Raw genomic sequence first — 21,414 nt, 5'->3', positions numbered from 1 at the left:
TCGCTCCGTCCCGAGGTCATTCGCGTGATCAACGCCTTCCCCCGCGTCCCGGCTCCCCGCAACGAGCCCATCCTCCCCTACTCGCCCGGTTCGCCCGAGCGCCTCGAACTGCAGGCGACGCTCAAGCGCATGAGCGGCGAGCAGATCGACATCCCGCTCATCATCGGCGGCAAGCAGGTGCGCAGCGGCAAGACGGACACGGTGCGCATGCCCCACCGGCACTCGCACGTGCTGGCCACCCTGCACGAGGCCGACGCGAGCCACGTGGAGCAGGCCATCCAGGCGGGCCTCGCGGTGAAGGAGGACTGGGCGCGGATGTCGTTCTCGTCGCGCGCGGCCATCTTCCTGCGCGCAGCCGAGCTGCTCGCCACGCGCTACCGGCCCATCATCAACGCGTCCACCATGCTGGGTCAGTCGAAGACGGCCCACCAGGCGGAGATCGACGCCGCGTGCGAGGCCATCGACTTCCTGCGCTACAACGTCCACTTCGCCGAGCAGATTCTCGCCATCCAGCCGGAGTCCTCGCCGCAGACGTGGAACATGTTGGACTACCGCCCGCTGGACGGCTTCGTGTTCGCGGTGGCGCCGTTCAACTTCACGTCCATCGCGATGAACCTGTGCACCGCGCCCGCGCTGATGGGCAACGTGGTGCTGTTCAAGCCGTCGTCCACGTCGGCGCTGAGCGCCTGGTACTTCATGGAGATGCTGCGCGAGGCGGGCCTGCCCGACGGCGTCATCAACATGCTCAACGGCGACGGGCCCACGGTGGGCAATCCCACGCTGGCCAGCCCCCATCTGGGCGGCATCCACTTCACCGGCTCCACGCCGACGTTCAACACCATGTGGAAGACGGTGGGAGAGAACATCGGCAAGTACAAGCAGTACCCCCGGCTGGTGGGTGAGACGGGCGGCAAGGACTTCATCGTGGCGCACGCGTCCGCGGCGGACGACGTGGAGGCGCTCGCGGTGGCCATCGTGCGCGGTGGCTACGAGTACCAGGGCCAGAAGTGCTCGGCGGCCAGCCGCGTGTACGTGCCGGAATCGCTGTGGACGAAGCTCAAGCCGCGGCTGCAGGCGCTCATCGGCGACATCCGCATGGGAGACGTGACGGACTTCCGCAACTTCATGGGCGCCGTCATCGACGAGAAGTCCTTCAAGAAGGTCTCCTCGTACATCGAGCTGGCGAAGCAGGACAAGGACGCGAGCATCGTCGCGGGTGGCGAGACGGACCGGAAGGAGGGCTGGTTCGTGAAGCCCACGCTGGTGCAGTTGCAGGACCCGCGTCACCGCATCATGCGCGAGGAGGTCTTCGCGCCGCTGGTGGGCGTTCACGTGTACCCGGATGGGAAGTACGTGGAGACGCTGCGCGAGGTGGACCAGAGCGCGACGTACGCTCTGACGGGAGCCATCTTCGGGCGGGACAGGAAGGCCATCGACACGGCGATGAGCGAGCTGCGGCACGCGGCGGGCAACATCTACATCAACGACAAGCCCACGGGCGCGGTGGTGGGACAGCAGCCCTTCGGTGGCTCGCGCGCGTCGGGGACGAACGACAAGGCGGGTTCGCTGCTCAACCTCATCCGCTGGACGAGTCCTCGGACGGTGAAGGAGAACTTCGCCCCGCCGACGAAGGTGCCGTATCCGTTCATGGACAGCGACCCCCACGATGGGGGTATCTAGGCTCGCATGAGCCGAGCATTCCCAGGCATCGCGGGGCTGGAGACGTACTCGTTGAAGGGTGACGACTGCTGCGTGGAGGTCATCCCTTCACGCGGCGCGCTCGTCACGAGCTTCATGGTGGGGGACGAAGACATCCTCTACCTCGATGAGGCCACCGTGGCGGACCCGACGAAGAACGTGCGCGGGGGCATCCCCGTGCTGTTCCCCAACGCGGGTCCGCTGCCTGGGGACACCTATCCGGCGCATGGCAAGTCCTTCAGCCTGTCGCAGCACGGCTTCGCCCGGAAGCTGGCGTGGGCGGTGCGGCAGGCGGAGGACTCGTTGTTGGTGCTGGGGTTGAAGTCCAACGCGGAGACGCTGCGTGTCTATCCGTGGGAGTTCGACGCGCAGCTCACGTTCTCGCTTGTGGGGCGGAGGCTGACCATCGACTTCGACATCCAGAATCCCGGGATGGAGCCGCTGCCCGTGCACCTGGGCTTCCATCCTTACTTCCGGGTGCCGGACGCGGCGAAGTCGGTGACGACGGTGGAGACGGACGCGACACACGGCTGGGACAACCGGACCAAGCGCGAGGTGCCGTTCACCAGGTGGGATTTGACGGCGGACGAGGTGGACCTGCACCTGAGGGACCACTCGAAGCAGGAGACCCGGCTGTCGCGTGGGCCGGGCCTGCGCCCCATCCACCTGTCGTGGAGCCCTGAGTTCAAGGTGATGGTGGTGTGGACGCTGAAGGGGAAGGACTTCGTCTGCGTGGAGCCATGGACCGCCGCGGCGGGTGCGCTCGCGACGGGCGAGGGGCTGCTGCATGTGCAGCCCGATGAGCGGCTGTCGCTCGCGTTCGATATCGAGGTGTGAGCCCGCCTCTGCTTGCAGCACTCACCCTCGACATGTGAGCTTCTGACCATGTACATCCGCCACCTCAAGGTCGAGCATCTGAAACGACTCGCGGCCTTTGATCTCGACTTCACGCATCGCGGGGCGCCGCGCATGTGGACGGTCATGATTGGCGAGAATGGAACAGCGAAGACGACGCTGTTGCAGGCCATTGCGCTCGCCGCCGCGGGATTCAAGGAAGTCAGTGGCCTCGCGGGCCCGGCAGTGAAACATCTGCGCGATCGGCGTGGCGAAGACTCCATGTCCATCGAGGCGACGTTTACGTTTGGCCCTCAATCTCGAAGGGGAGGTAAAGCAGTTCATCCCCGCCTGTCGGCCAAGTCGCCGGAGTGGGACCTCTTCTCATGGGTGCACCTGCCTCCTGGCGTGACCTCCTTAGACGCAGGCTCCAACTACGGCTCTACCTTGAGGAAAAGGGGCCCGGAGGATCCACTCGCGGAAGCCAGGTCGTTGAACGCTCCGCTGTGGTTCGTCGCGGGTTATGGCATTTCACGAGCACTCCCCGATGCCGCCAAGGTTCCGACCTTGGCGCGCCCCTCAATCGAGCGGCTTGAGCCCTTGTTCCGCCAGCAGCAACTCGCGTCGACGGGCTTCGCCAACCATTTCTTGGAGAAGGACCGAACGGAGAATCGCAGGCCGGGCGAGACGTCTCGACGCTTCAGTCGGATGCTCAATCAGGCTGTCAAACTCGGTGGAGAAGATCTCTTTCCGGAACTCGCGCGTCTTGAATTGCGAGGACAGGGGGGCGCTCGTTCGAGCACCGCGCTCATTGAGAGCGACCGATTCTACCAAGTCATGGCGAAGGGGCAGGACCCGGTAGCAATCGCGGGAATCGCGCTCTCCCATGGGTATCAATCGACGTTCGCGTGGATCGCGGACTTGATTGGCCATGTACTGCTCGAAGCCCAGACGGAGGTCACTACGGACGAAATGGAGGGGCTCGTGCTGATTGACGAGATCGACCTCTATCTCCATCCCACGTGGCAAGCACGCTTCATTCCCGGCCTCCGTAGGGTCTTCCCTCGTCTCCAGTTCATCGCGACAACCCACTCGCCTATCGTCCTATCGTCACTGGCCCCACACGAGGTCATCCGGCTCACGGTCGAAGAGCAGACTGGCAACATCGTCCAGGGAGGGTGGGCTCTCGGCGGACAATTCCGCCCCGGAATCCAAGACGTCGAGCATCAGCCCGATCCACGAATCATGACTGGGGGCGAGTTGTACCGGACCTGGTTCGGGCTCGAAGGGACAACTCCCAATCCACTCGGAGAGAAGCTCCGGAGGTTCAAGGTGCTCTGCGTGCATCCGGCGCCTACTCCCGCCCAGCGAAAGGAACGGGGCGAGTTGCGCAAAGAGATTCGCAAGGAGCTCATTCACAGGCTCGGTACACTGGAAGGAAAGAAGGCACTCGCGGATATCGAGGCGGCGCAGGAGTCATCCCGGGGCTCGGCATGATTCGCGTCTTCCGTGGAGAAGCGCCCAGCGGCTTGAAGCGCGTAGCGACGAGACGCCTGGCGACAAGCGCTCAAGTATTCAACTCTCACGGCGCTCCGTCGACACACCTCTCCGACGAGCTCATCGGATACAATTCCCGTGCTACGAAGCTGGCTCTGTACAAGGCACAGAATGAGAAGTGCGCCTGGTGCGAACGCAAGACCGACTTCAGCAGCTCTCCCGTCGAACACTATCGCCCCAAAGATGGAGCCTGGAGACACTTGCCAGGCGAAGCAAGACAGGTTGACCCAGGGCACTATTGGTGGCTGACGTGGACCTGGTCAAACCTCTTGTTCTCGTGCAACCGATGCAACGACGCGGGCCACAAGGCGAACTACTTCCCGCTCAGAAAGGGAACCGCGTCCGCTGCCGCCCCAACGTCGGCTCCCATCCCCCCACCGGAACCGCTCGTGAGCGTAGCGGCAGAGCACCCATTGCTCATCGATCCTGCTGGAGGAGAGGATCCCCTTGACCACATCACCTGGACGCCCCTGGAGACGCGCTTCGACAGGCGAGATTGGATCTGGACGCCACAAGGACTGACCGACGAAGGCTCTGCAACCATCATCATCCTGAGGCTCGAAGAACTCGCGGACCGCGCGCAGGGCCATGTGCGGGAAAAGTTGCTGCCAAGTATTGAGGAGATTGAGCAACACCTGGAGGATGGTCGGACGCAGGCAGCCCATAGACGGTGGACACGCCTATTGACCGACAATCTTGCAGACACCTCGGAATGGTCCGCTTTCACCTGGTGCGCACTGGAGCACCTGATTCCACTGAGGCATCGACGACAACATGGGCTCGCGTCCCCGCAAAGACCAGGGATACCTCCAGTGGCGCGGTAAGCGCTCACGGTCGTGGCGCAATCCGCACTGAAAGCTCACGCACCGCGGAGGCCACGGCTTCCGGACGTTCAATCCAGGGGAAGTGCGCGGCTCCTGCCACGGTCCTGTGGAGGATGTGCGGTCCCTGGAAAGCGGCCTGTGACCACGGTGTCTGCTGGACGATGCGGTCCTCGGCGCCGCTGATGATGAGCGTGGGCAGCGTGCGCGGCCACCACGTGTGGACATACGTCTCGTCGAAGTTCCGGTCCGACCAGTCCACCGCCGCGCGGTTGTAGGGCATCCGTCGCAGCAGCTCTCGCCCCTCCGTCACGCCCTCCGGCGTGAAGTTCCACTCCGCCGACGCCACCGCGATGTCTCGCAGCCGCTCATCCGTGCGCTCGGATTCGTAGCGCCGGGTCGCCGCGTCGACCTCGGGCAGCGGATGCCGTTGGGTCATCTCGAAGAACGGCGCACGCCAGCCCGCGTCCGGCGCCGTGCTCACGAGCACGAGCCCCACCAGGAGCGACTCCAACTCCGGCACGGACAGCAGATACATGCCTCCCGTGGAGTGCCCCAGATAGACACAGTTCGGAAGCGCCTGGGCAGCCTCGATGAGCACCCTGGGCCACACGTCATGGGGATTCGCTGGAGCCCCCGGAGGCGAGACATTGGACCCGTCTCCTGGCAGGTCCACCATCCAGCACGTCCCCGGGACATCCAGCGCGTCCGCCAGTCCGAACAGGCTCTCCGCGCCAATCCCTGGCCCGCCCGGGAGGAACAGCCAGTTGAAGGCCCCCGGACGGGCACCTCGTCGCCGGAGCCGAACGCCTGATGCCGTGAAGAACTGTTCCATCGTGCTGCCTGGAGACATTGCCCGCCCCCTCCATCACCGCGTCATCGATGCAAGAACCGTCGGACATCCGCCTCCGCGCCCCCAAAGCCCGCACCCACGGCAGCGTCCTCCGACGAGTGAACCTGCGTACAATATCCCGCCGATGCGACTGCGACGATCCTCTCTTCACTCGCGCAGGGAGGAATCACCATGTCGAATCGCATGTCGTGGTTGGCTGGAGTGGGCGCATTGCTGCTCGCGATGGGCTGCGGTCCCATCGAGGATGAACGCGCCGAGGTGCCCGTCCTGGACGACGCCCCCGTCGCGGACGGAACCGTCCACGCGACCGGGCTGGTGAACTGCACCAATGAATGTCGAGAAGAGTCCATCCAGTGCATCGCGGACTGCAAGCTCACGCTGACCGACCCACTCCCACTCATGATCTGTCTCAATGCCTGCGTGGGCGAGCTCGCGGACTGCAACCTGGACTGCGTGAACTGAAGAAGCCTTCACCTCCATCACACGCCGCGCCGCGGCCCCATCAACACCTTCGCCAGGGCTTGAAGCTCCGAGCGCAACCACTGACTCCGAGGCTCGCTGTCCTCGGAGCGGTGCCAGTATAGGTGCAGCTCCAGTCGCGGCAGCGCGAGCGGCATGGGCAACAGGTGCAGGTCATCGTCGAGCACCCCGTTGATCTCCTCCGCGCGCCGCCGCGGCATCGTCAGCAACAGGTCCGAGCCCGATACGATGCGGCACGCCGTCTCGTAGTGCCGACAACGCACCGTGACCTCCCGCTGATACCCCAGCCGGCTGAGCACCAGGTCCTCCACCGCCAGCCCCGTGCGGCGCGAGGACACCGTGACGTGCTTCGCCGCCATGTACGCCGCCACGTCCAGTCGCCTGCGCTTGCGACTCACCACGCAGAACGCGTCCCGCGTGAAGGCCGTGTGCCGCAGCTCCGCGCTCGTCGGCTGCTCCACGTCGATGGCCAGGTCCAGCCGCCCTGAAGCCAAATCGCGCTCCAGCCGCGTCCGCTCCAACCGCACACTGCTGATGCGTGCCTCCGGGCTCCGCTCCTGAAGCCGCGCCACCAGCCGGGGCACAATCGACGGCTCCAGCATGTCGCTCATCGCCAGGGTGAAGGTCCCCACGTCCCGCGCCGGCTCGAAGCCGCGCGTGTGGTGCACCGCCTGCTGGAGCAGCGCGAGTGCCTCCCGAATCTCCGGCGCCACCCGCTCCGCCAACGGTGTCGGCGCCACGCCCCTCCCCTGCCGGACGAACAGGGGCGCCCCCAGCTGCTCGCGCAGCCTCGCCAGCGCGTGGCTCACCGCGGACTGACTGAGGAACAGCACCTCCGCCGCGCGCGTCAGATTCCGCTCCCGATAGACGACGTCGAACACCCGGAAGAGGTTGAGGTCCGGGGGCCCGGGGCGCCGGGTGGAATCCTGAACTGGGCTCATGACGACACATGACCAACATTCAGTGGATTCAACAAGGGCCGGGTGCCAAGGATGAGCGCCTCTCGTGAGAGGAGGCAGCACCGTGGACTTCGAGCCGAGCGCCAGAGGCAAGGACTACCTGGAGCGCGTGAAGCAGTTCATGCGCGAGCACATCGAGCCCAACGAGGCCCGCTACTACCAGGAGGTCATGGAGGCCTCGCGCGGCGGTGACTGGAAGACCTGGCCCGTGTCCTCCGTCATGGAGGACCTCAAGGCCAAGGCTCGCGCGGCCGGGCTCTGGAACCTCTTCCTCCCCGACGAGAAGCTCGCCCCGGGCCTGTCCACGCTCGAGTACGCCCCCATCGCCGAGGAGACCGGGCGCAGCCTCATGGCCCCCGAGGTCTTCAACTGCAACGCCCCCGACACCGGCAACATGGAGGTGCTCTGGAAGTACGGCACCCCCGCCCAGCAGAAGCAGTGGCTCACCCCGCTGCTCGCCGGCGAAATCCGCTCCGTCTTCTGCATGACCGAGCCCGGCGTCGCCTCCTCCGACGCCACCAACATGGAGGCCACCGCCGTCGTCGAGAAGGACGAGGTCATCCTCAACGGCTCCAAGTGGTGGACCACCGGCCTGGGCCACCCCAAGGCGAAGATCGCCATCTTCATGGCGCGCACGCCCGACACCGGCGGAGACCGCCACCACCAGCACTCCATGGTGCTCGTGCCCCTGGACTCGCCGGGCGTGTCCATCAAGCGCATGCTCCCCGTCTTCGGCGAGTACGACGCCCCCCACGGCCACGGCGAGGTGCACTTCACCAACGTCCGCGTCCCCGTCTCCAACATCATCGGCGGCCCCGGCATGGGCTTCGAGATTGCCCAGGGCCGGCTGGGCCCCGGCCGCATCCACCACTGCATGCGCTGCATCGGCGCCTCCGAGCGGGCGCTGGAGCTGATGATTGACCGCGGGATGAACCGCACCGCCTTCGGCAAGCCCCTGCTCAACCTGGGCGGCAACCGCGAGCGCGTGGCCGAGGCCCGCATCGCCATCGACCAGGCCCGCCTGCTCACGCTCTACGCGGCGTGGAAGATGGACCAGGTGGGCGCCCTCGGCGCGATGACCGAAATCTCCGCCATCAAGGTCGTGGCCCCCAGCGTGCTCCAGCGCATCGTCGACGACGCCATCCAGATTCACGGCGGCGCGGGCGTGTCCAACGACACGGTGCTCGCGGGCTTCTTCGGCCAGGCGCGCACGCTGCGGCTCGCGGACGGCCCGGACGAGGTGCACAAGGGCGTCATCGCCCGCATCGAGCTGGCCAAGCGCGGCTTCTCCAAGAGGTGACGCACCATGGCCACCCACGCCGCCCCGAAATCCACCCTGGATTCACCCAGCTCCGTCCGCGCCGGTGAGGAGCTGAACGTCCCCGCCGTCGATGCCTGGCTCAAGAAGCAGGTACCGACGCTCGAGGGCCTGCCCACCGTGACGCAGTTCTCCGGCGGCGCGTCCAACTGGACCTACCGGCTCAAGTACCCCAAGCGCGACCTCATCCTCCGCCGCCCTCCCGCGGGCACCAAGGCGAAGTCCGCGCACGACATGTCGCGCGAGTACCGCGTGCAGAAGGCGCTCCGGCCCGCCTACCCGTTCGTGCCGGAGATGGTGGCGCTGTGCCAGGACGCGTCCGTCATCGGCGCGGACTTCTACGTCATGGAGCGCATCGAGGGCATCATCCCCCGCGCCAACATGCCGCGCGGGATGAACCTGAGCGCCGGCGAGACGCGCAAGCTGTGCGTCAACGTCATCGACAAGCTGCTGGAGCTGCACGCGGTGGATGCCCAGGCCGTCGGCCTGTCATCGCTCGGCAAGGGCGCGGGCTATCCCCGCCGCCAGGTGGAGGGCTGGTCGGACCGCTACGAGAAGGCGCGCACGTGGAACGTGCCGAGCTTCAAATACGTGCGCGACTGGCTCAAGGACCACATCCCCGACGACATCGCCACCTGCGTCATCCACAACGACTGGCGCTTCGACAACGTGGTGCTGGACCCGGGCGAGCCCACGCAGGTCATCGGCGTGCTCGACTGGGAGATGGCCACGCTGGGCGACCCGCTGATGGACCTGGGCAGCGCGCTCGCGTACTGGGTCGAGTCGGATGACGACTTCTTCATGCGCGCCACGCGCCGTCAGCCCACGCACATGCCGGGCATGATGAGCCGCCGGGAGGTCGTCGACTACTACCTCCAGCGCTCCGGCCTGAAGCCCGCCAGCTGGACCTTCTACGAGGTCTTCGGAATCTTCCGGCTCGCCGGCATCATCCAGCAGATCTACTACCGCTATCACCACAAGCAGACGCGCAACCCGGCGTTCAAGAACTTCTGGACGCTGGTGACGTACTACGACTGGCGCTGCAAGCGGCTCATCAAGAAGGGAGGGCGGTGATGGGCGTCGTGTACCTCATCCGCCATGGACAGGCGTCCTTCGGCGCGGAGGACTACGACCAGCTCTCCGAGACCGGCTTCGTGCAGGCCCGAGTGCTCGGCGAGGCGCTCAAGACGCGGCTGCCGCGTCTCGACGCGGTGGTGGCCGGCACGCTCACCCGCCACCGGCAGACGGCGGAGACGTGCCTCGCCGCCATGGGCGTGGACCTGCTGCCCACCCGCAGCCCCGGCTTCAACGAGTTCGACCACGACGAACTGGTCGTCCGCCACACCCCCCGCTACGCCAACCACGCCGCGCTGGCCGAGGACCTCGCCTCCACGCCGGAGCCGCGCCGCGCGTTCCAGGCACTCTTCACCGAGGCCGTGGCCCGCTGGGTCGCCGGCAAGCATGACGCCGAGTACACCGAGCCCTGGCCCGTGTTCCGGGAGCGCTGCCTGCGCGCGCTCGACGCGCTCATCCAGGGACTGGGGCCGTCCAAGACGGCGCTGGTGTTCACCTCGGGCGGCCCCGTCACCGCCATCTGTCAGCAGCTGCTCCAGATTCCCGACGAGCACGCCTTCCGGCTCAACTGGACGCTGGCCAACTGCGGCGTGACGAAGGTCATCTACAGTGAGCGCGGGCGCTACCTGTCCTCGCTCAACGAGCACACGCACTTCGAGGGGGCGAACCAGGCCCTCATCACCTACCGCTGAAGGAGCTTGGGGCCATGCGAAGGAACATCCTGATTACGGGCGCCAGCTCGGGACTGGGTGAGGGCATGGCCCGCGAGTTCGCGGCGCGGGGACGCAATCTCGCGCTGTGCGCTCGACGGACGGACCGGCTGGAGGCGCTGCGCACGGAGCTGCTCTCGAAGCACCCCGGCATCCAGGTCTCCGTGCGGGAGCTGGATGTGAACGAGCACGAGCGGGTGTTCGAGGTCTTCGAGGCGTTCGCCCAGGACCTCGGCGGGCTGGACCGCATCATCATCAACGCGGGCATCGGCGTGGGGAAGCGCATCGGCACAGGCCACTTCGCCACCAACGCGAAGACGGCCCAGACGAACTTCGTGGCCGCCGTGGCTCAGTGCGAAGCGGCCGTCGGCATCCTCCGCAAGCAGGGCCACGGACACCTGGTCACCATCTCCTCGATGAGCGCCATGCGCGGGCTGCCCCGTCACCTCACCGTGTACGCGGCGACGAAGGCCGGGCTGGCCACGCTGACCGAGGGCATCCGCGCGGAGCTGCTCGGCACGCCCATCAAGGTCTCCACGATTTATCCCGGCTACATCCACACGGAGCTGAACGCGGGGGCGAAGAACCTGCCCTTCGCGGTGGACTCCGAGCGGGGCTCGCGCGCGCTCGTGAAGGCCATCGAGAAGGAGCCGGCGAGCGCCTACGTTCCCGGATGGCCGTGGGGCGTCGTCGGCTTCTTCCTGCGCAACCTGCCGCTGAAGCTCGTCGCGAAGATGTCCTGAGTCCGAGCAGGCGGCTCACCGGGGCCCGGCGTCCACGAAGACCTCGTCGAGGAACGCGCGCATCGCGGCCCAGGTCCGCCGGGCCGCGTCGGGATGGTACTGGAGCCCGGCCTCGGGGTTGTGGAGCCCTGGATAGGTGAAGGCGTGCATCGCGTGGCCGTGCGCGTGGAGCTGCCAGTCCGCGCCCGCCTCCGTCAGCTCGCGCGCCACCGCGAGCACATCCTCCTTCGAGCTGGTGGGGTCCTCCCAGCCGTGCAGGATGAGGACCTTGGCCGTGATGGGGGGCTGAGGCCCGAGCCTCGGAGGCACGAGGACTCCGTGGAAGCTCACGGCGGCCTTCAGGCCCGGCACGGCGCTGCGCGCGAGGTCCAATGCGCAGAGGCCACCGAAGCAGTAGCCGATGACGACGATGCGCTCCGGGTCGACCCGCGGATGGCGCAGCGCGGCCTCGAAGCCAGCGACCATCCGGCGACGCAGCATCGCTCGGTCCTCCATGAAGGGACCCATCAGGCGCGAGTTGTCGTCCGCGACGCCGCCTCGCACGCCCTTGCCGTACACATCCACCGCGAAGCACAGGTAGCCCAACGCGGCGAACTCCTCCGCCTTCGCGCGGATGGGCGCGTTGAGTCCATCCCAGGCATGCGCCAGGAGCACGCAGGGACGTCGGCGGTCCTCCCGACGGTCCCAGGCCACGTATCCCTCACAGAGGGTCTCTCCCTCGCGATACTCCACGGGCTCTCCGTGGATGACTGCCTCCTGCCGTCCCGACATCACCGTGTCTCCTCGCTGCCTGCGAAGCGACAATCTGGAGCCGGGCGCGGCGCGGGTCTTGAACGAATGCGACATGCCCGTGGGCCCTCCGCTCACGCGAGCGGCGCCCTTGTCGCGATGATTCGCCTCCATTCCTCGCCGCGGCCCTGCCGTCGCGGGGAGGCGCGCTGGTGCGGCGCCGTGCCCGCCGGCGACGCATGGGGTCGACGTTCTTCAGGGCGCAGGCACGCGAGCCCGCCCTTCAGAAGAAGTGCGCGAGTCCGTCGGGCGCGGCGTCTCGCGCCTGGGCGAAGTACTCGGCGAGGATGGACCACTTCCTTCGCTCGTACCGTCCCGGCGTCACGCCGAGGTAGCGACGCCACTGGCGAATCTGGTGGGCCTGGTCGCTGAACCCGTGCAGCGGGTCACCCTGCCCCGTCTGCGTCGCATGGAGGCTCGCCTGGACGCGGTCGAGCCCGAGCAGTTGCTTGGGCGTACAACCCACGTGCGCCCGGAACCATCTCTCCAGCTGTCGCGTCGACACCCCCATTCCTCGCGCCGTCGTGCTCACGCGAGAGGTCCTCGCCAACGTCCCCCAGGCCCTTTCGAGCCGCTCCAGTTCACCGCCCATCCGCATCCGCTGGAGCAGCCACGCATCCAGCCGGTCCGCGACCCGCCTGGGAGTCCCCGCCGCCGCGAGGTCGTCACAGAGCCTTCGCGCGGGCCCGTCCCCCAGCAGCCCGCCCAGCTCGATGAGGTCGTCACGGCTCTCCAACCCCGTCGAGGGAAACAGCCGCGCCAGTCCTGGCGGCCGCAACATCACCATGACGAAGGAGCACCCCTCCCCGGAGCTCCAGCTGCGCGGACGACTCTGGACGCCCAGCAACGAGGCGCGCGGCGCTCCGGCCGAGAACTCACTCCCACACGGTCGGCCGAAGTTGAGCGTCAGCACCGCCGCCGCGGTGGGCGTGGTGCGGATGGGCTTGCCCTCGTACGAACCCTCCAGGTCCTCGATGAACCAATAACCGAGGACCTGCGGCGAGAGCGTGGTGTGCGGAGCCAGGGCGAGGAAGGCCATGTGACGGAATCCCGGGACGACCCTACACAATGGCAGACGCGTCTCGAAGGTCGTCGACGACCCGTGTGGACTCCACCCTACGCACCGCCGACGTTGACGCCGGCGTTCGAGCCCACGCTAGACTCCCCGGCTTACGGGCTTCGCGTGACTCCGCGAGCCTTTTCGAGGGGGAACACCACATGGGACTCAAGCAAGCCATCGAGAAGCTCAACACGGCGGTCGACGACCTCGTCACGTTGGAGGTCATCACCTACACCGGTCAGGTGAAGCACATCATCAACACCACCGGCGGCAAGCCCACCATCGACTGGGACAACCTGACGACGAGCTCCGTGGGAAGCGCGACGACCCAGGCCACCATCAAGCTCGTCGCCGCGACGCAGGTGAAGTTCGACGGCGACATGAAGCTCTTCCAGACCGATGAGCAGGACATCCCCCGGCTGCAGGAGCTGCTCGACCTGCACCGCAAGTCGGTGGAGACCAGCATCGCCGCGCGCAAGTCCGTCGTGGACTTCTTCGGCGACCTGCTCAAGGACATCGTCAAGAAGGGCTGAGCGACGATGCCGTCCTCTCCCGAGTCGGTCCGCATCGCGGCGCTGTTCGACGCGCCGACACGGCTCCCCGCGGCGCGAGGCGTGCCGCTGAAGGGACGTGGGCTCGACCCGTTGGAGACCGCCATGAACCTGGAGGAGAACCTCCAGGTCCTGGAGGAGCACGCGGGGCTGGTGCCCCTCTCGGAGCTGACGCCCTCGTCCCAGGGCGCCAACTACGAGCGCTACAAGCTGGTGGTGCGTGCTGTCCGACTGCGCCTCAGCCACCTGGGCTACGACGTCGGCGACCCGACCAGCGACAAGATGGACGCGGCGCTGCTCAAGGGGCTCAACCCGTTCCGCGTGGACATCGGGCTCGCGCCCAGCGGCGCCACCATCGAGCAGGCGACGTGGGATGCGCTCCAGGAGCTCGTCACGTTGGAGGACCCGCTCGACATCGACCGGTGGTACCCCGCCCATGGCGTGGCGAAGCCCGTGCTCCTGCGCGCCGCGCAGCTGCGGCTGACGACGCTGGGCCTGCGCGACAACGTCAAGGTCGACCCGAGCGACGCGAACAACCTGCGCATCCAGCTCGCGCGCTTCCGGGCCGTGATGTTCGAGCTGGGCCTGACTGCGTCCTCGAGCATCACCGAGCGGGAGACGCTGCGGCTGCTGATGTCTCACGATGAGCTGCTGGAGAAGGTGGCCCAGGGCACGCCCGAGCTGCGCAGCTTCCTCCCCGAGCGGGAGCTGGAGGAGAAGAAGCTGCCCACCGCGTCGCGGCGCTTCCTCCTGCGGCTCGCGCGCAACGAGCTGTGGCTGAACGGCTACCCGATGGGAGACATCCGCGAGCCCGTCATCGCGTCGAAGCTGCGCAAGGCGCTGGACCAGTACTGGAGGAACAGCCCGGCGCGGCCCACGTTCGAGGCGCTGGTGCTGCTGCACACCACGCAGGTGACGCCCGCGCTCTTCGAGGACTTCGTGCGACAGCAGCACGAGGAGGACGTCTCCCGCGACGACCTCGTGAAGTTCGTCGAGAACAACCAGGCCGAGCTCCAGGATTACTGGACGAGCGAGGTCGACAACTCGGACTTCTTCCTGTGGGACGGGCTCAAGCGGACCTTCAAGTGGCTCAAGCGTCAGGTGACGCGGCTCGGGGAGAGCGTGGTGAGCATCTTCCGGTCCGTCGGGGAGTTCTTCAAGACGCTGGCGCGCAACGTCTTCCGCTCGCTCTTCCAGGTCGCCAATGACGTGCTGGGCGCGATTGGCCGCGCGGCCACCGCGTTCGCGGATGGCGTGGGCATCTTCCTGGGCGGACAGGTTCTGCCCCCCGCGCCCCGGCTGGACATGGGCTGCCGGCTCAACATGGACTGCGACTCGGTGCTGTTCATCGACGCGCAGGCGTCGGTAGAGGACGCGCGACAGTTGCTCGGACGCATCGAGCGGGTGTCCGCGGCCATCGGACTCGCGGGGGCCGTGCTGTCGCTCGTCATCCGGCTTGTCGGCAGGGCCGTCTCAGGGGTCATCGGTTGGCTGCTGCTGATTGCCACGCTGGTGCAGGCCGCCCCGGAGATCATCGCCAAGGTGTCGGCGCTCGCCGCGCTGGGCTGAGCCGCGTCACGCCAGTCCGGACTGGAGGGCCTCGCGGTCCCCGTCCTCGTTGTCGGCCTCGCGGCGCAGCGTCTCCCACGCGAGCATCACCTGCTTGCGCGAGCTGCCCCAACGGTAGTCGCCGATGACGCCCGTCTTGCGCAGCACGCGGTGGCAGGGAATCAGCAACGCCACCGAGTTGTCCCCCACCGCGGAGCCCACGGCACGCACCGCCTTGGGTCTGCCGATGGCCTTCGCCAGGTCCTCGTAGGTCGCCACGTCGCCCGGCGCCACGCGCAGCAGCGCCTGCCACACCTGCACCTGGAACGGCGTCCCCTTCACCAGCACCGACAGCGGCGTGCGCTCACGCGGCGGCGTCTGGGGGAAGATGCGTCCGGCCCACGGCGCCGTCAGCTTCGTGGATTCGATGAAGCTCGCCTTCGGCCACTGCTCGCGCAGGGACTCCAGCGCCTCGACCTCCGACTCGCCCGTCAGGAAGTGCAGTCCGCAGATGCCTCGCTCGCAGACGGCGATGAGGCAGTCCCCGAAGGGCGACGCGTGCACGCCATGGTGAATCGTCAGGCCGTCCCCCGCGAGCTTGAACTCCCCGGGCGTCATCGCCGTCAGCGTCACGAACAGCTCGTGCAGCCGACCACCTCCGGACAGCCCCACGGCGAAGGACGTGTCGAGCACGCTGCGCCGCTCGGCCAGCAGCCGGCGCGCCGAGCTGAGCGTGTGAATCTGGAGGAAGCGCTTGGGGCTGATTCCCGCCCAGCGGGTGAACAGGCGCTGGAAGTGGAAGGGGCTCAGGCCCACGTGCGCGGCGACGTCGTCCAGCGAGGGCTGCTCGCGCGCGTGCGCATCGAGGTAGAGAATCGCCTGCTCGATTCGGGCGTAGTCGCTGTTGGCCATGTCCCGGCTCCCAATAGGTGTGTCCATCCCTGGGTATGGCCCCAGGGCCCGCGCCCTTCAACCCGGTTCTTGCGGCCATCCCCCTCCGGCTCACAGCAAGGACCGGGTCGTCCGCCCGCTGGCGGGCGCTTACAGTGTCCTCATGCGCCTCTACGACTGCGCGGCCTCCGCCAATGGCTACAAGCTGCGCCACGTGTTGTCCTGGCTCGGCCGGCCCTATGAGCTCGTCCCCGTGGACATCTTCGCGGGCGAGAGCCACACGCCCGACTTCCTTCGCCACAAGAACCCCGCCGGACGCATCCCCGTGCTGGAGCCGGAGCCCGGACGATTCCTCGCCGAGTCCAACGCCATCCTCCTGTTCCTCGCCGAGGACACACCGCTGCTGCCGCGCGACGCCTTCGAGCGCGCCCAGGTCCACCAGTGGCTCTTCTTCGAACAGAACTGCGTCGAGCCCAACATCGGCACCGCGCGCTTCTGGGTGCTCACCGGGCGCGCTCGCCTGCACCCTCCCGAGGTCCTTCGCGTGCGCGTCGAGGCCGGCCGCGCCGCGCTCGCCACGTTGGAGCGGCATCTCCAACATGAGGACTTCCTCGTCGGCGGGCGTCCCACCGTCGCCGACATCGGGCTGTATGCCTATGCGCATCTCGCGCCCGACGTGGGCCTGTCCCTGGAGGACTTCCCCGCGGTGTCCCGGTGGCTCGCGCGGGTGAAGGCCCAGCCCGGGCACATCGGTGCGCTCGCCCCGTATCCGGCGAACGCGATGGTCACCGCGCCGTGACGTGCGAGCCGGCACGGAGAATCACGTGTCCTCACGGAATCCCATGTCGGATGTCCGCCGCATGGGGTGCCAGTTCCATGGGTCGACTTGACTCGCGAGGGGTGAGCGTTTATCCGTTGGGGCCATGACGTCCTTCTTCGCCATGCGTCGAATGTCGATGACCGGTGGGCTCTCGCCCGCCTGTGTCGGCTGACGTCGCGTCCGACCCTGGCGAGCCACCGAGCCCACCCACCCGCGAGGGTCGGTGGGCTTCGTCGTTCCTGGCCCTCCCGTAGCGCCCTCGCATCACCCGCAGGAGCGCAGCGAAGCCAGCCCCGCCGTCCGTTCACTTCACACCCCACTTCCACTTCCCTCACGGGCGCACGCTCGCGCCCGCGCAGCCACCCGTCTGTCCGGAGACATCCCTTGGCTCCCCTCACTCGCGCGACCTCGCCGCGCCTCTTCGAAGTCACCGCGCCCGAGCTGACGTTGGAAGCCGGCGCTCGCATCACTCCGCACCTGGTGCGTGGTTGGTGGTGGGGCCCGGAGGACGACCTGCCCTGGCTCCAGTCCCACGCGCACCTCCTCTCGGAGAAGGAGTCCCAGGCCACCACGCCGCGACTCGTGCGCCGCACGCGCGAGGAGCTGCGCCACGCCGCCGAGCGTGCCCGTCGTCACGGCGGAGCGCGGCCCTCGACGCGCGTCCCCACCGTGCTGCTGGTGCACGCGCTCACCGGCGACATGCGCACGGGTGGCGAGGGCGGCTGGTGGGAACCTCTCATCGGCGCGGGCCGGGTGCTGGACCCGACGCGCATGCGGCTGCTGTGCTTCAACAATCTGGGCTCCTGCTACGGCACCGTCGGTCCCGCGGATGAGGGGTTCCCCCGACGCACCGACGACTCGCGCTTTGGCCCCGCGCCCGTGCTGGCCAAGGGCGACCTGCGCCAGGACGAGCAACACCTGCCCGCCACGCTTACGCCGTGGGACCAGGCGCGAAGCATCCTCCTCGCGCTCGACGCCTTGGGCATCCAGGAGGTGGAGCTCGTCACCGGTGGCTCGCTGGGCGGGATGATTGTGCTCTGCCTCGCCGCGCTCGCGCCCGAGCGCTTCGCTCGCATGGCCCCCATCGCCGCCGCGGAGTCGGCCTCCGCGTGGGTGGTGGGACTCAACCACGTGGCCCGGCAGGCGTTGCTGCTGGACCCGGGGTTCCCCGAGTCGTCACACCGGGGCCTCGAGCTGGCGCGGCAGCTCGCCATGCTGACGTATCGCGCGGAGCCGGGATTGGACACGAACCAGCCGCGTCCCGCGACGTGGTCCTCGCGCGCGCTGCACCCGGTGCAGAGCTACCTGGAGCACCAGGGCCGCAAGCTGGAGGCGCGCTTCGACGGGCGCGCGTACCTGGCGCAGCTGGGGGCCATGGACCACCACGACCTTTCGAGAGCGCCGCATGGAGGACTGGAGCGCATCCGCGCGAGCGCCCTGTGCGTGGGCATCGACCAGGACCTGCTCTTCTTCCCCCAGCACATGGAGGCGCTGGCCCGGCGACTGCGTTCCCATGGCGTCCACGCCGAGCACGCGGAGCTGTCCAGCCCACACGGCCACGATGGCTTCCTCATCGAGTGGGCGCCACTGGCGGCGCTGCTCACGAGGGCACTCACCCTGCCCTCGGGGCTCTCGCGGCAGGACGCTCAAATCCCCTCGGCCCTCACGTCACCCGCTCGAACGACACGCCCAGGTTCCCGACCTGCTCGAGGGCTGCCTTGATTTGCTCCGAGACGATGAACGCTACCTTGAACTTCCTGAGCCGGAAGACCTGCGCGCCTCCGGTCTTCGCGGGGTTGATGCGCAGGCCATAGATCCACTGGTATTCGTCCGCGTATTCAGCAGAGGCGTCGCCCTCGTCATGAGGGTGCACCTCCCGGCACCTCGCCTCATCGATGGCATCGACCACCCTGCGTGCACTGACCACGAAGTACCGTTCAGGCACGCCCTCGATTGAGACCGGGAAGAGCTGGACGTCATCTGGGCTCAGCGTCCTGAAGACGCTTGCAGCGGCTTCGCTGACGATGGGCGTTTCCTCAATCGTAGAGAAGACGAAGGCCCGCTCGGCACCCGGGTGCGAAACCCGAGCCTTGAGGGAACCCACGTCCGAAAGGGCGCGCCCGTCCACGAACATCCAGGGTTCGTCAAAAGCCTGGCCCGAGTCGCGTGTCGGCGTCTCGAGGAGCCATTGCGGTACATTCCCCAACCGCACCCAGTAGAAATGACGCTCCATCTCACCCCTCCACCTTCACGATGAAGCTCCGCAAGTCGGAGCCCGGGGTCAACAGTTCGTTGGCGATTCTCGCAAGCTCCTTCATCAAACTGACCCGGCACCGCTCCGTCGTCCGGCAGAGTGCGACAGAACGTTCAAGACGCTGTACCACTTCGGTGTGATAGCGCTCGGGGTGAGGCCCTTCGTGTCCTTGGAGCCTCACTTTATTGGCCACGTCCTCGAGCGTCATCCCGGCCTTCTGGAACACCTTCTCGCATCGAGGTGTCCAAGGACCACCGGTCGCATCCGAGATGGGGTTCTTGTTGGTGCAGATGTGATGGACGGGGCCCACCTCATCTCCAGGGAATCGCCCGTCCGAGTACATCGCCAGGACAGCGGCAGCTCCCGGAGCCACCGCCACGTTCAACACACCAGCAGCAGGCATCGCGATTGAAGTCACACCGCCATTCATGGCGGCACCGAGCTGAAAGCCGGCCTCGGCCTGCGCTCGAACCGCGGCCTGGGGGAAGCCCGGGAGCCGTGGACCTTGGGACGCCATCGCGCCCTTCCCACCCAGGGCGGTCATGACGACCAGCACGAGGACGCGGGTGCCGTTCGTCCCAAGCACCTTGCCGAAGCGATGTCCGATGTCCTGCAGCTCGATGACGCTCGTGGCCTTCTCCGCGTCGTCCCACAGTCGCACGAACCCCTGCCCAATCTCCCAGACGGGGATGAGGCCCAGATAGGCCACCATCGCAGCCGACAATGCGACCGCGATGACCTTCGTGACCGGCTCGGGGAGCGCCATCGTAAGGAGCACCGTCAATGCGGCCGAGGTCACCAGCGCCTTGAGCACTGCCGGGTTCAGCACCTTCCCGACCTCCACCTCGACGCTCTCCCAGACGGTATCGAGCGCGAAGGACAGCGCCATCAACGTCCGGTCCTTGCGCGAGAACGTCAGTCCTGTCCCTCCCACGAGGGTCAGGCACTCGTCACCCTCGGGACAGATACTCGCGTAGAGCGACTCTGGAGACGCACCTTCTCTTGAGAGGCCCTTCGAGGACGCGAGCAACGTCCTGGAGCGAGACCACCCCTGCTGGTCCACCGCATCGGCTTCGCGGAAGGCGACATCCATTCGCATCTCAAGGATGAGCCGGGTGAGGGCTGATTTGAACTCCTCCTCGCCCACCTCGACCGGCTCGATGTCCACGGACTCGTGAGCCACCATCCTGCCACCACCCACGTCCACGCGGACGACGCGCGTCGTCGCGCACGCTCCCGAGAAGAACAGCAACGCGACGATGCCAACCCACCTCATGGAATCCCCCCGGGAATACCGCCCGTAAAGCACGAACGCGGGCAGTCTCACACAGGGTTGTCCGAGGACTGAAGCGGGTGACGTCAGCCCGCCTTGCGCGGCCACACCGGCCCAATCTGGTCCTGGTGCGCGAAGATGGGCGGGTCCGCCTCGTTGGTGAAGGCGCGCAGGCGGCAGTACTCCGGATACGACGCCTGCACCGTCAGCACATCCCCTGCGCGCATGACCTCGTCCCCCACCGGGTGGAGCTGCTCGTGGCCGTCGCGCAGGAGCGACAACGCCAGCCCACCGAAGCGATCTCGAATGGCGGAGATGTTCAGCCCCGGCAGGCCCTCGCGCGCCTCGAAGAGCGACACCACCATCAGGTGCTTGCCCAGGTGGAACGAGTGGATGATGCGCGGGTCCATCGCCGCCAGCGCCATCGCGGGCGCGGCGAGCGATGAGCTGGACAGGGCCTCCGCCTTGAACGTGTCGCGCACCTTGCCGCTCAAGTCCTCGTCAAACAGGCGGATGACCACGCGGATGTTCGGGTTCAACTTCCGCGCATCCAGCGCGATGTTGAGGTTCGCCAGGTCGTCGTCCGTGGCGCACACAATCGCGGAGGCGTGCTTCACGTTGGTGCGTGGCAGGCACAGCGGGCTGCGCGTGTCGTCGATGAGCAACGGCACGTTCTCATCCCGAAGCGCGGAGACGAAGGCCGCGTCCTCGCGCTTCTCCACGACCACCACGTCCTTGTCCATCTCCTTCAACTGCGTCACCACGCGGTAGCCCACCCGCCCCGCCCCGCACACCACGACGTGGCCCTTCATCGTCTCGGTGACCACTTCGATCCACTCCTTGTCGTTCTTGTGTCGGGCGAAGTAGAGGTAGGCGAAGCGCACCACGCCGTCCGCCACCAGGGCGATGCCCGCCGGCGGAATCACCACGTTGAGCGCCTCGATGGCCCAGTCATGCACGTACGGCAGCGACGGCTGCCCGTAGAGCAGGAAGTAGACGTGGTGCAGCGCCTCTCCGAAGGAGATGGGCACCCCGTCCGGGCCGATGTAGCGCCAGTGGAACAAGAGCGGCCCCAGCACGAACAGCCCCGCCGCCAGCACCAGCGTGGTGCGGAAGCGGCGCAGCAACGCGCGCAGGTAGCGCAGGTTGGCTCTCAGGTGTCTTCGGGAGCCGAACATGGC

At 67.4% G+C, this 21,414-nt stretch carries 20 protein-coding genes; 12 read left to right on the top strand and 8 right to left on the bottom strand.

Annotation, left to right across the window (positions count from 1 at the left end; all coding sequences use genetic code 11):
• Positions 1 to 24 precede the first annotated feature (24 nt).
• Genes pruA through OWM54_RS30265 form a run of 3 tightly spaced genes read left to right on the top strand, consistent with a single transcriptional unit; the run spans position 25 to position 4,029 of the window.
• Positions 25 to 1,680: an L-glutamate gamma-semialdehyde dehydrogenase gene (pruA, locus tag OWM54_RS30275; RefSeq protein WP_141323556.1), complete on the top strand. Its 1,656-nt coding sequence runs from the start codon at positions 25 to 27 to the stop codon at positions 1,678 to 1,680.
• Positions 1,681 to 1,686: 6 nt separating this feature from the next.
• Positions 1,687 to 2,535: an aldose epimerase gene (locus OWM54_RS30270; protein ID WP_267699743.1), complete on the top strand. Its 849-nt coding sequence runs from the start codon at positions 1,687 to 1,689 to the stop codon at positions 2,533 to 2,535.
• Positions 2,536 to 2,583: 48 nt separating this feature from the next.
• Positions 2,584 to 4,029 carry an AAA family ATPase gene (locus OWM54_RS30265; RefSeq protein WP_267699742.1) on the top strand — a complete coding sequence of 482 codons (1,446 nt, stop codon included), beginning with the start codon at positions 2,584 to 2,586 and terminating at the stop codon, positions 4,027 to 4,029.
• An 888-nt stretch (positions 4,030 to 4,917) separates the two neighbouring features.
• Here the strand turns inward: OWM54_RS30265 and OWM54_RS30260 are convergent.
• The gene (locus OWM54_RS30260) at positions 4,918 to 5,763 is read right to left on the bottom strand and encodes an alpha/beta fold hydrolase (RefSeq protein ID WP_267699741.1); all 846 of its coding nucleotides are present in this window, start codon (positions 5,761 to 5,763) and stop codon (positions 4,918 to 4,920) included.
• Positions 5,764 to 5,934: 171 nt separating this feature from the next.
• Between OWM54_RS30260 and OWM54_RS30255 the strand changes: the two genes are divergently transcribed.
• Positions 5,935 to 6,225 (top strand): hypothetical protein, encoded by a 291-nt coding sequence (locus OWM54_RS30255; protein ID WP_267699740.1) that lies wholly within the window; start codon positions 5,935 to 5,937, stop codon positions 6,223 to 6,225.
• A gap of 17 nt (positions 6,226 to 6,242) precedes the next feature.
• Here OWM54_RS30255 and OWM54_RS30250 read toward each other — a convergent pair whose 3' ends face one another.
• Positions 6,243 to 7,184, bottom strand: coding sequence for a LysR family transcriptional regulator (locus OWM54_RS30250; protein ID WP_223781684.1), 942 nt, complete (start codon positions 7,182 to 7,184; stop codon positions 6,243 to 6,245).
• 82 nt (positions 7,185 to 7,266) lie between these two features.
• Here OWM54_RS30250 and OWM54_RS30245 point away from each other — a divergent pair, with 82 nt between their 5' ends.
• Genes OWM54_RS30245 through OWM54_RS30230 form a run of 4 tightly spaced genes read left to right on the top strand, consistent with a single transcriptional unit; the run spans position 7,267 to position 11,047 of the window.
• Complete coding sequence (locus OWM54_RS30245) at positions 7,267 to 8,502, top strand: acyl-CoA dehydrogenase family protein (protein WP_223748524.1); 1,236 nt, start codon at positions 7,267 to 7,269, stop codon at positions 8,500 to 8,502.
• Positions 8,503 to 8,508: 6 nt separating this feature from the next.
• Positions 8,509 to 9,594 carry a phosphotransferase family protein gene (locus OWM54_RS30240; RefSeq protein WP_141323568.1) on the top strand — a complete coding sequence of 362 codons (1,086 nt, stop codon included), beginning with the start codon at positions 8,509 to 8,511 and terminating at the stop codon, positions 9,592 to 9,594.
• Positions 9,594 to 10,286 carry a histidine phosphatase family protein gene (locus OWM54_RS30235; protein WP_267699739.1) on the top strand — a complete coding sequence of 231 codons (693 nt, stop codon included), beginning with the start codon at positions 9,594 to 9,596 and terminating at the stop codon, positions 10,284 to 10,286. Before OWM54_RS30240 ends, OWM54_RS30235 begins: the two co-directional genes overlap by 1 nt.
• A 14-nt stretch (positions 10,287 to 10,300) precedes the next feature.
• A complete protein-coding gene (locus OWM54_RS30230; RefSeq protein ID WP_267699738.1) occupies positions 10,301 to 11,047 on the top strand; it encodes an SDR family oxidoreductase in 747 nt (248 codons plus the stop codon).
• 15 nt (positions 11,048 to 11,062) lie between these two features.
• On the opposite strand, the gene OWM54_RS30225 is transcribed toward OWM54_RS30230, so the two are convergent.
• Together OWM54_RS30225 and OWM54_RS30220 are read right to left on the bottom strand one after the other, a co-directional pair.
• The gene (locus tag OWM54_RS30225) at positions 11,063 to 11,893 is read right to left on the bottom strand and encodes a dienelactone hydrolase family protein (protein ID WP_267699737.1); all 831 of its coding nucleotides are present in this window, start codon (positions 11,891 to 11,893) and stop codon (positions 11,063 to 11,065) included.
• A gap of 166 nt (positions 11,894 to 12,059) precedes the next feature.
• On the bottom strand, positions 12,060 to 12,875 hold the full coding sequence (locus OWM54_RS30220) for a helix-turn-helix domain-containing protein (RefSeq protein ID WP_267699736.1): 816 nt from the start codon (positions 12,873 to 12,875) through the stop codon (positions 12,060 to 12,062).
• A gap of 179 nt (positions 12,876 to 13,054) precedes the next feature.
• On the opposite strand from OWM54_RS30220, the gene OWM54_RS30215 reads away from it, so the two are divergent.
• Together OWM54_RS30215 and OWM54_RS30210 are read left to right on the top strand one after the other, a co-directional pair.
• Positions 13,055 to 13,429, top strand: a complete 375-nt coding sequence (locus OWM54_RS30215; protein ID WP_223748519.1) for a hypothetical protein — start codon at positions 13,055 to 13,057, stop codon at positions 13,427 to 13,429.
• 6 nt (positions 13,430 to 13,435) lie between these two features.
• Positions 13,436 to 15,016, top strand: a complete 1,581-nt coding sequence (locus OWM54_RS30210; protein WP_267699735.1) for a hypothetical protein — start codon at positions 13,436 to 13,438, stop codon at positions 15,014 to 15,016.
• Positions 15,017 to 15,022: 6 nt separating this feature from the next.
• On the opposite strand, the gene OWM54_RS30205 is transcribed toward OWM54_RS30210, so the two are convergent.
• Positions 15,023 to 15,907: a bifunctional transcriptional activator/DNA repair enzyme AdaA gene (locus OWM54_RS30205; RefSeq protein ID WP_267699734.1), complete on the bottom strand. Its 885-nt coding sequence runs from the start codon at positions 15,905 to 15,907 to the stop codon at positions 15,023 to 15,025.
• A gap of 142 nt (positions 15,908 to 16,049) precedes the next feature.
• On the opposite strand from OWM54_RS30205, the gene OWM54_RS30200 reads away from it, so the two are divergent.
• Together OWM54_RS30200 and OWM54_RS30195 are read left to right on the top strand one after the other, a co-directional pair.
• Positions 16,050 to 16,685, top strand: coding sequence for a glutathione S-transferase family protein (locus tag OWM54_RS30200; RefSeq protein WP_267699732.1), 636 nt, complete (start codon positions 16,050 to 16,052; stop codon positions 16,683 to 16,685).
• A gap of 405 nt (positions 16,686 to 17,090) precedes the next feature.
• Entirely contained in the window at positions 17,091 to 18,428 is a 1,338-nt protein-coding gene (locus tag OWM54_RS30195; RefSeq protein ID WP_267699731.1) for an alpha/beta fold hydrolase, read from the top strand.
• On the opposite strand, the gene OWM54_RS30190 is transcribed toward OWM54_RS30195, so the two are convergent.
• The 3 genes from OWM54_RS30190 to OWM54_RS30180 all read right to left on the bottom strand — a co-directional run bounded on the left by OWM54_RS30190 (position 18,370) and on the right by OWM54_RS30180 (position 21,411).
• On the bottom strand, positions 18,370 to 18,939 hold the full coding sequence (locus OWM54_RS30190; RefSeq protein WP_248541815.1) for an imm11 family protein: 570 nt from the start codon (positions 18,937 to 18,939) through the stop codon (positions 18,370 to 18,372). The genes OWM54_RS30195 and OWM54_RS30190 overlap by 59 nt on opposite strands.
• 1 nt (position 18,940) lies before the next feature.
• Positions 18,941 to 20,236 carry an AHH domain-containing protein gene (locus tag OWM54_RS30185; RefSeq protein WP_267701180.1) on the bottom strand — a complete coding sequence of 432 codons (1,296 nt, stop codon included), beginning with the start codon at positions 20,234 to 20,236 and terminating at the stop codon, positions 18,941 to 18,943.
• A gap of 83 nt (positions 20,237 to 20,319) precedes the next feature.
• On the bottom strand, positions 20,320 to 21,411 hold the full coding sequence (locus tag OWM54_RS30180; protein ID WP_223748514.1) for a potassium channel family protein: 1,092 nt from the start codon (positions 21,409 to 21,411) through the stop codon (positions 20,320 to 20,322).
• Between the last annotated feature and the right edge of the window lie 3 nt (positions 21,412 to 21,414).

The organism is Myxococcus sp. MISCRS1 (assembly GCF_026626605.1).
Classification (GTDB): domain Bacteria; phylum Myxococcota; class Myxococcia; order Myxococcales; family Myxococcaceae; genus Myxococcus; species Myxococcus fulvus.
The sequence above is the reverse complement of the archived record's forward strand: the minus strand, read 5'-3'. Positions and strand labels throughout refer to the sequence as shown.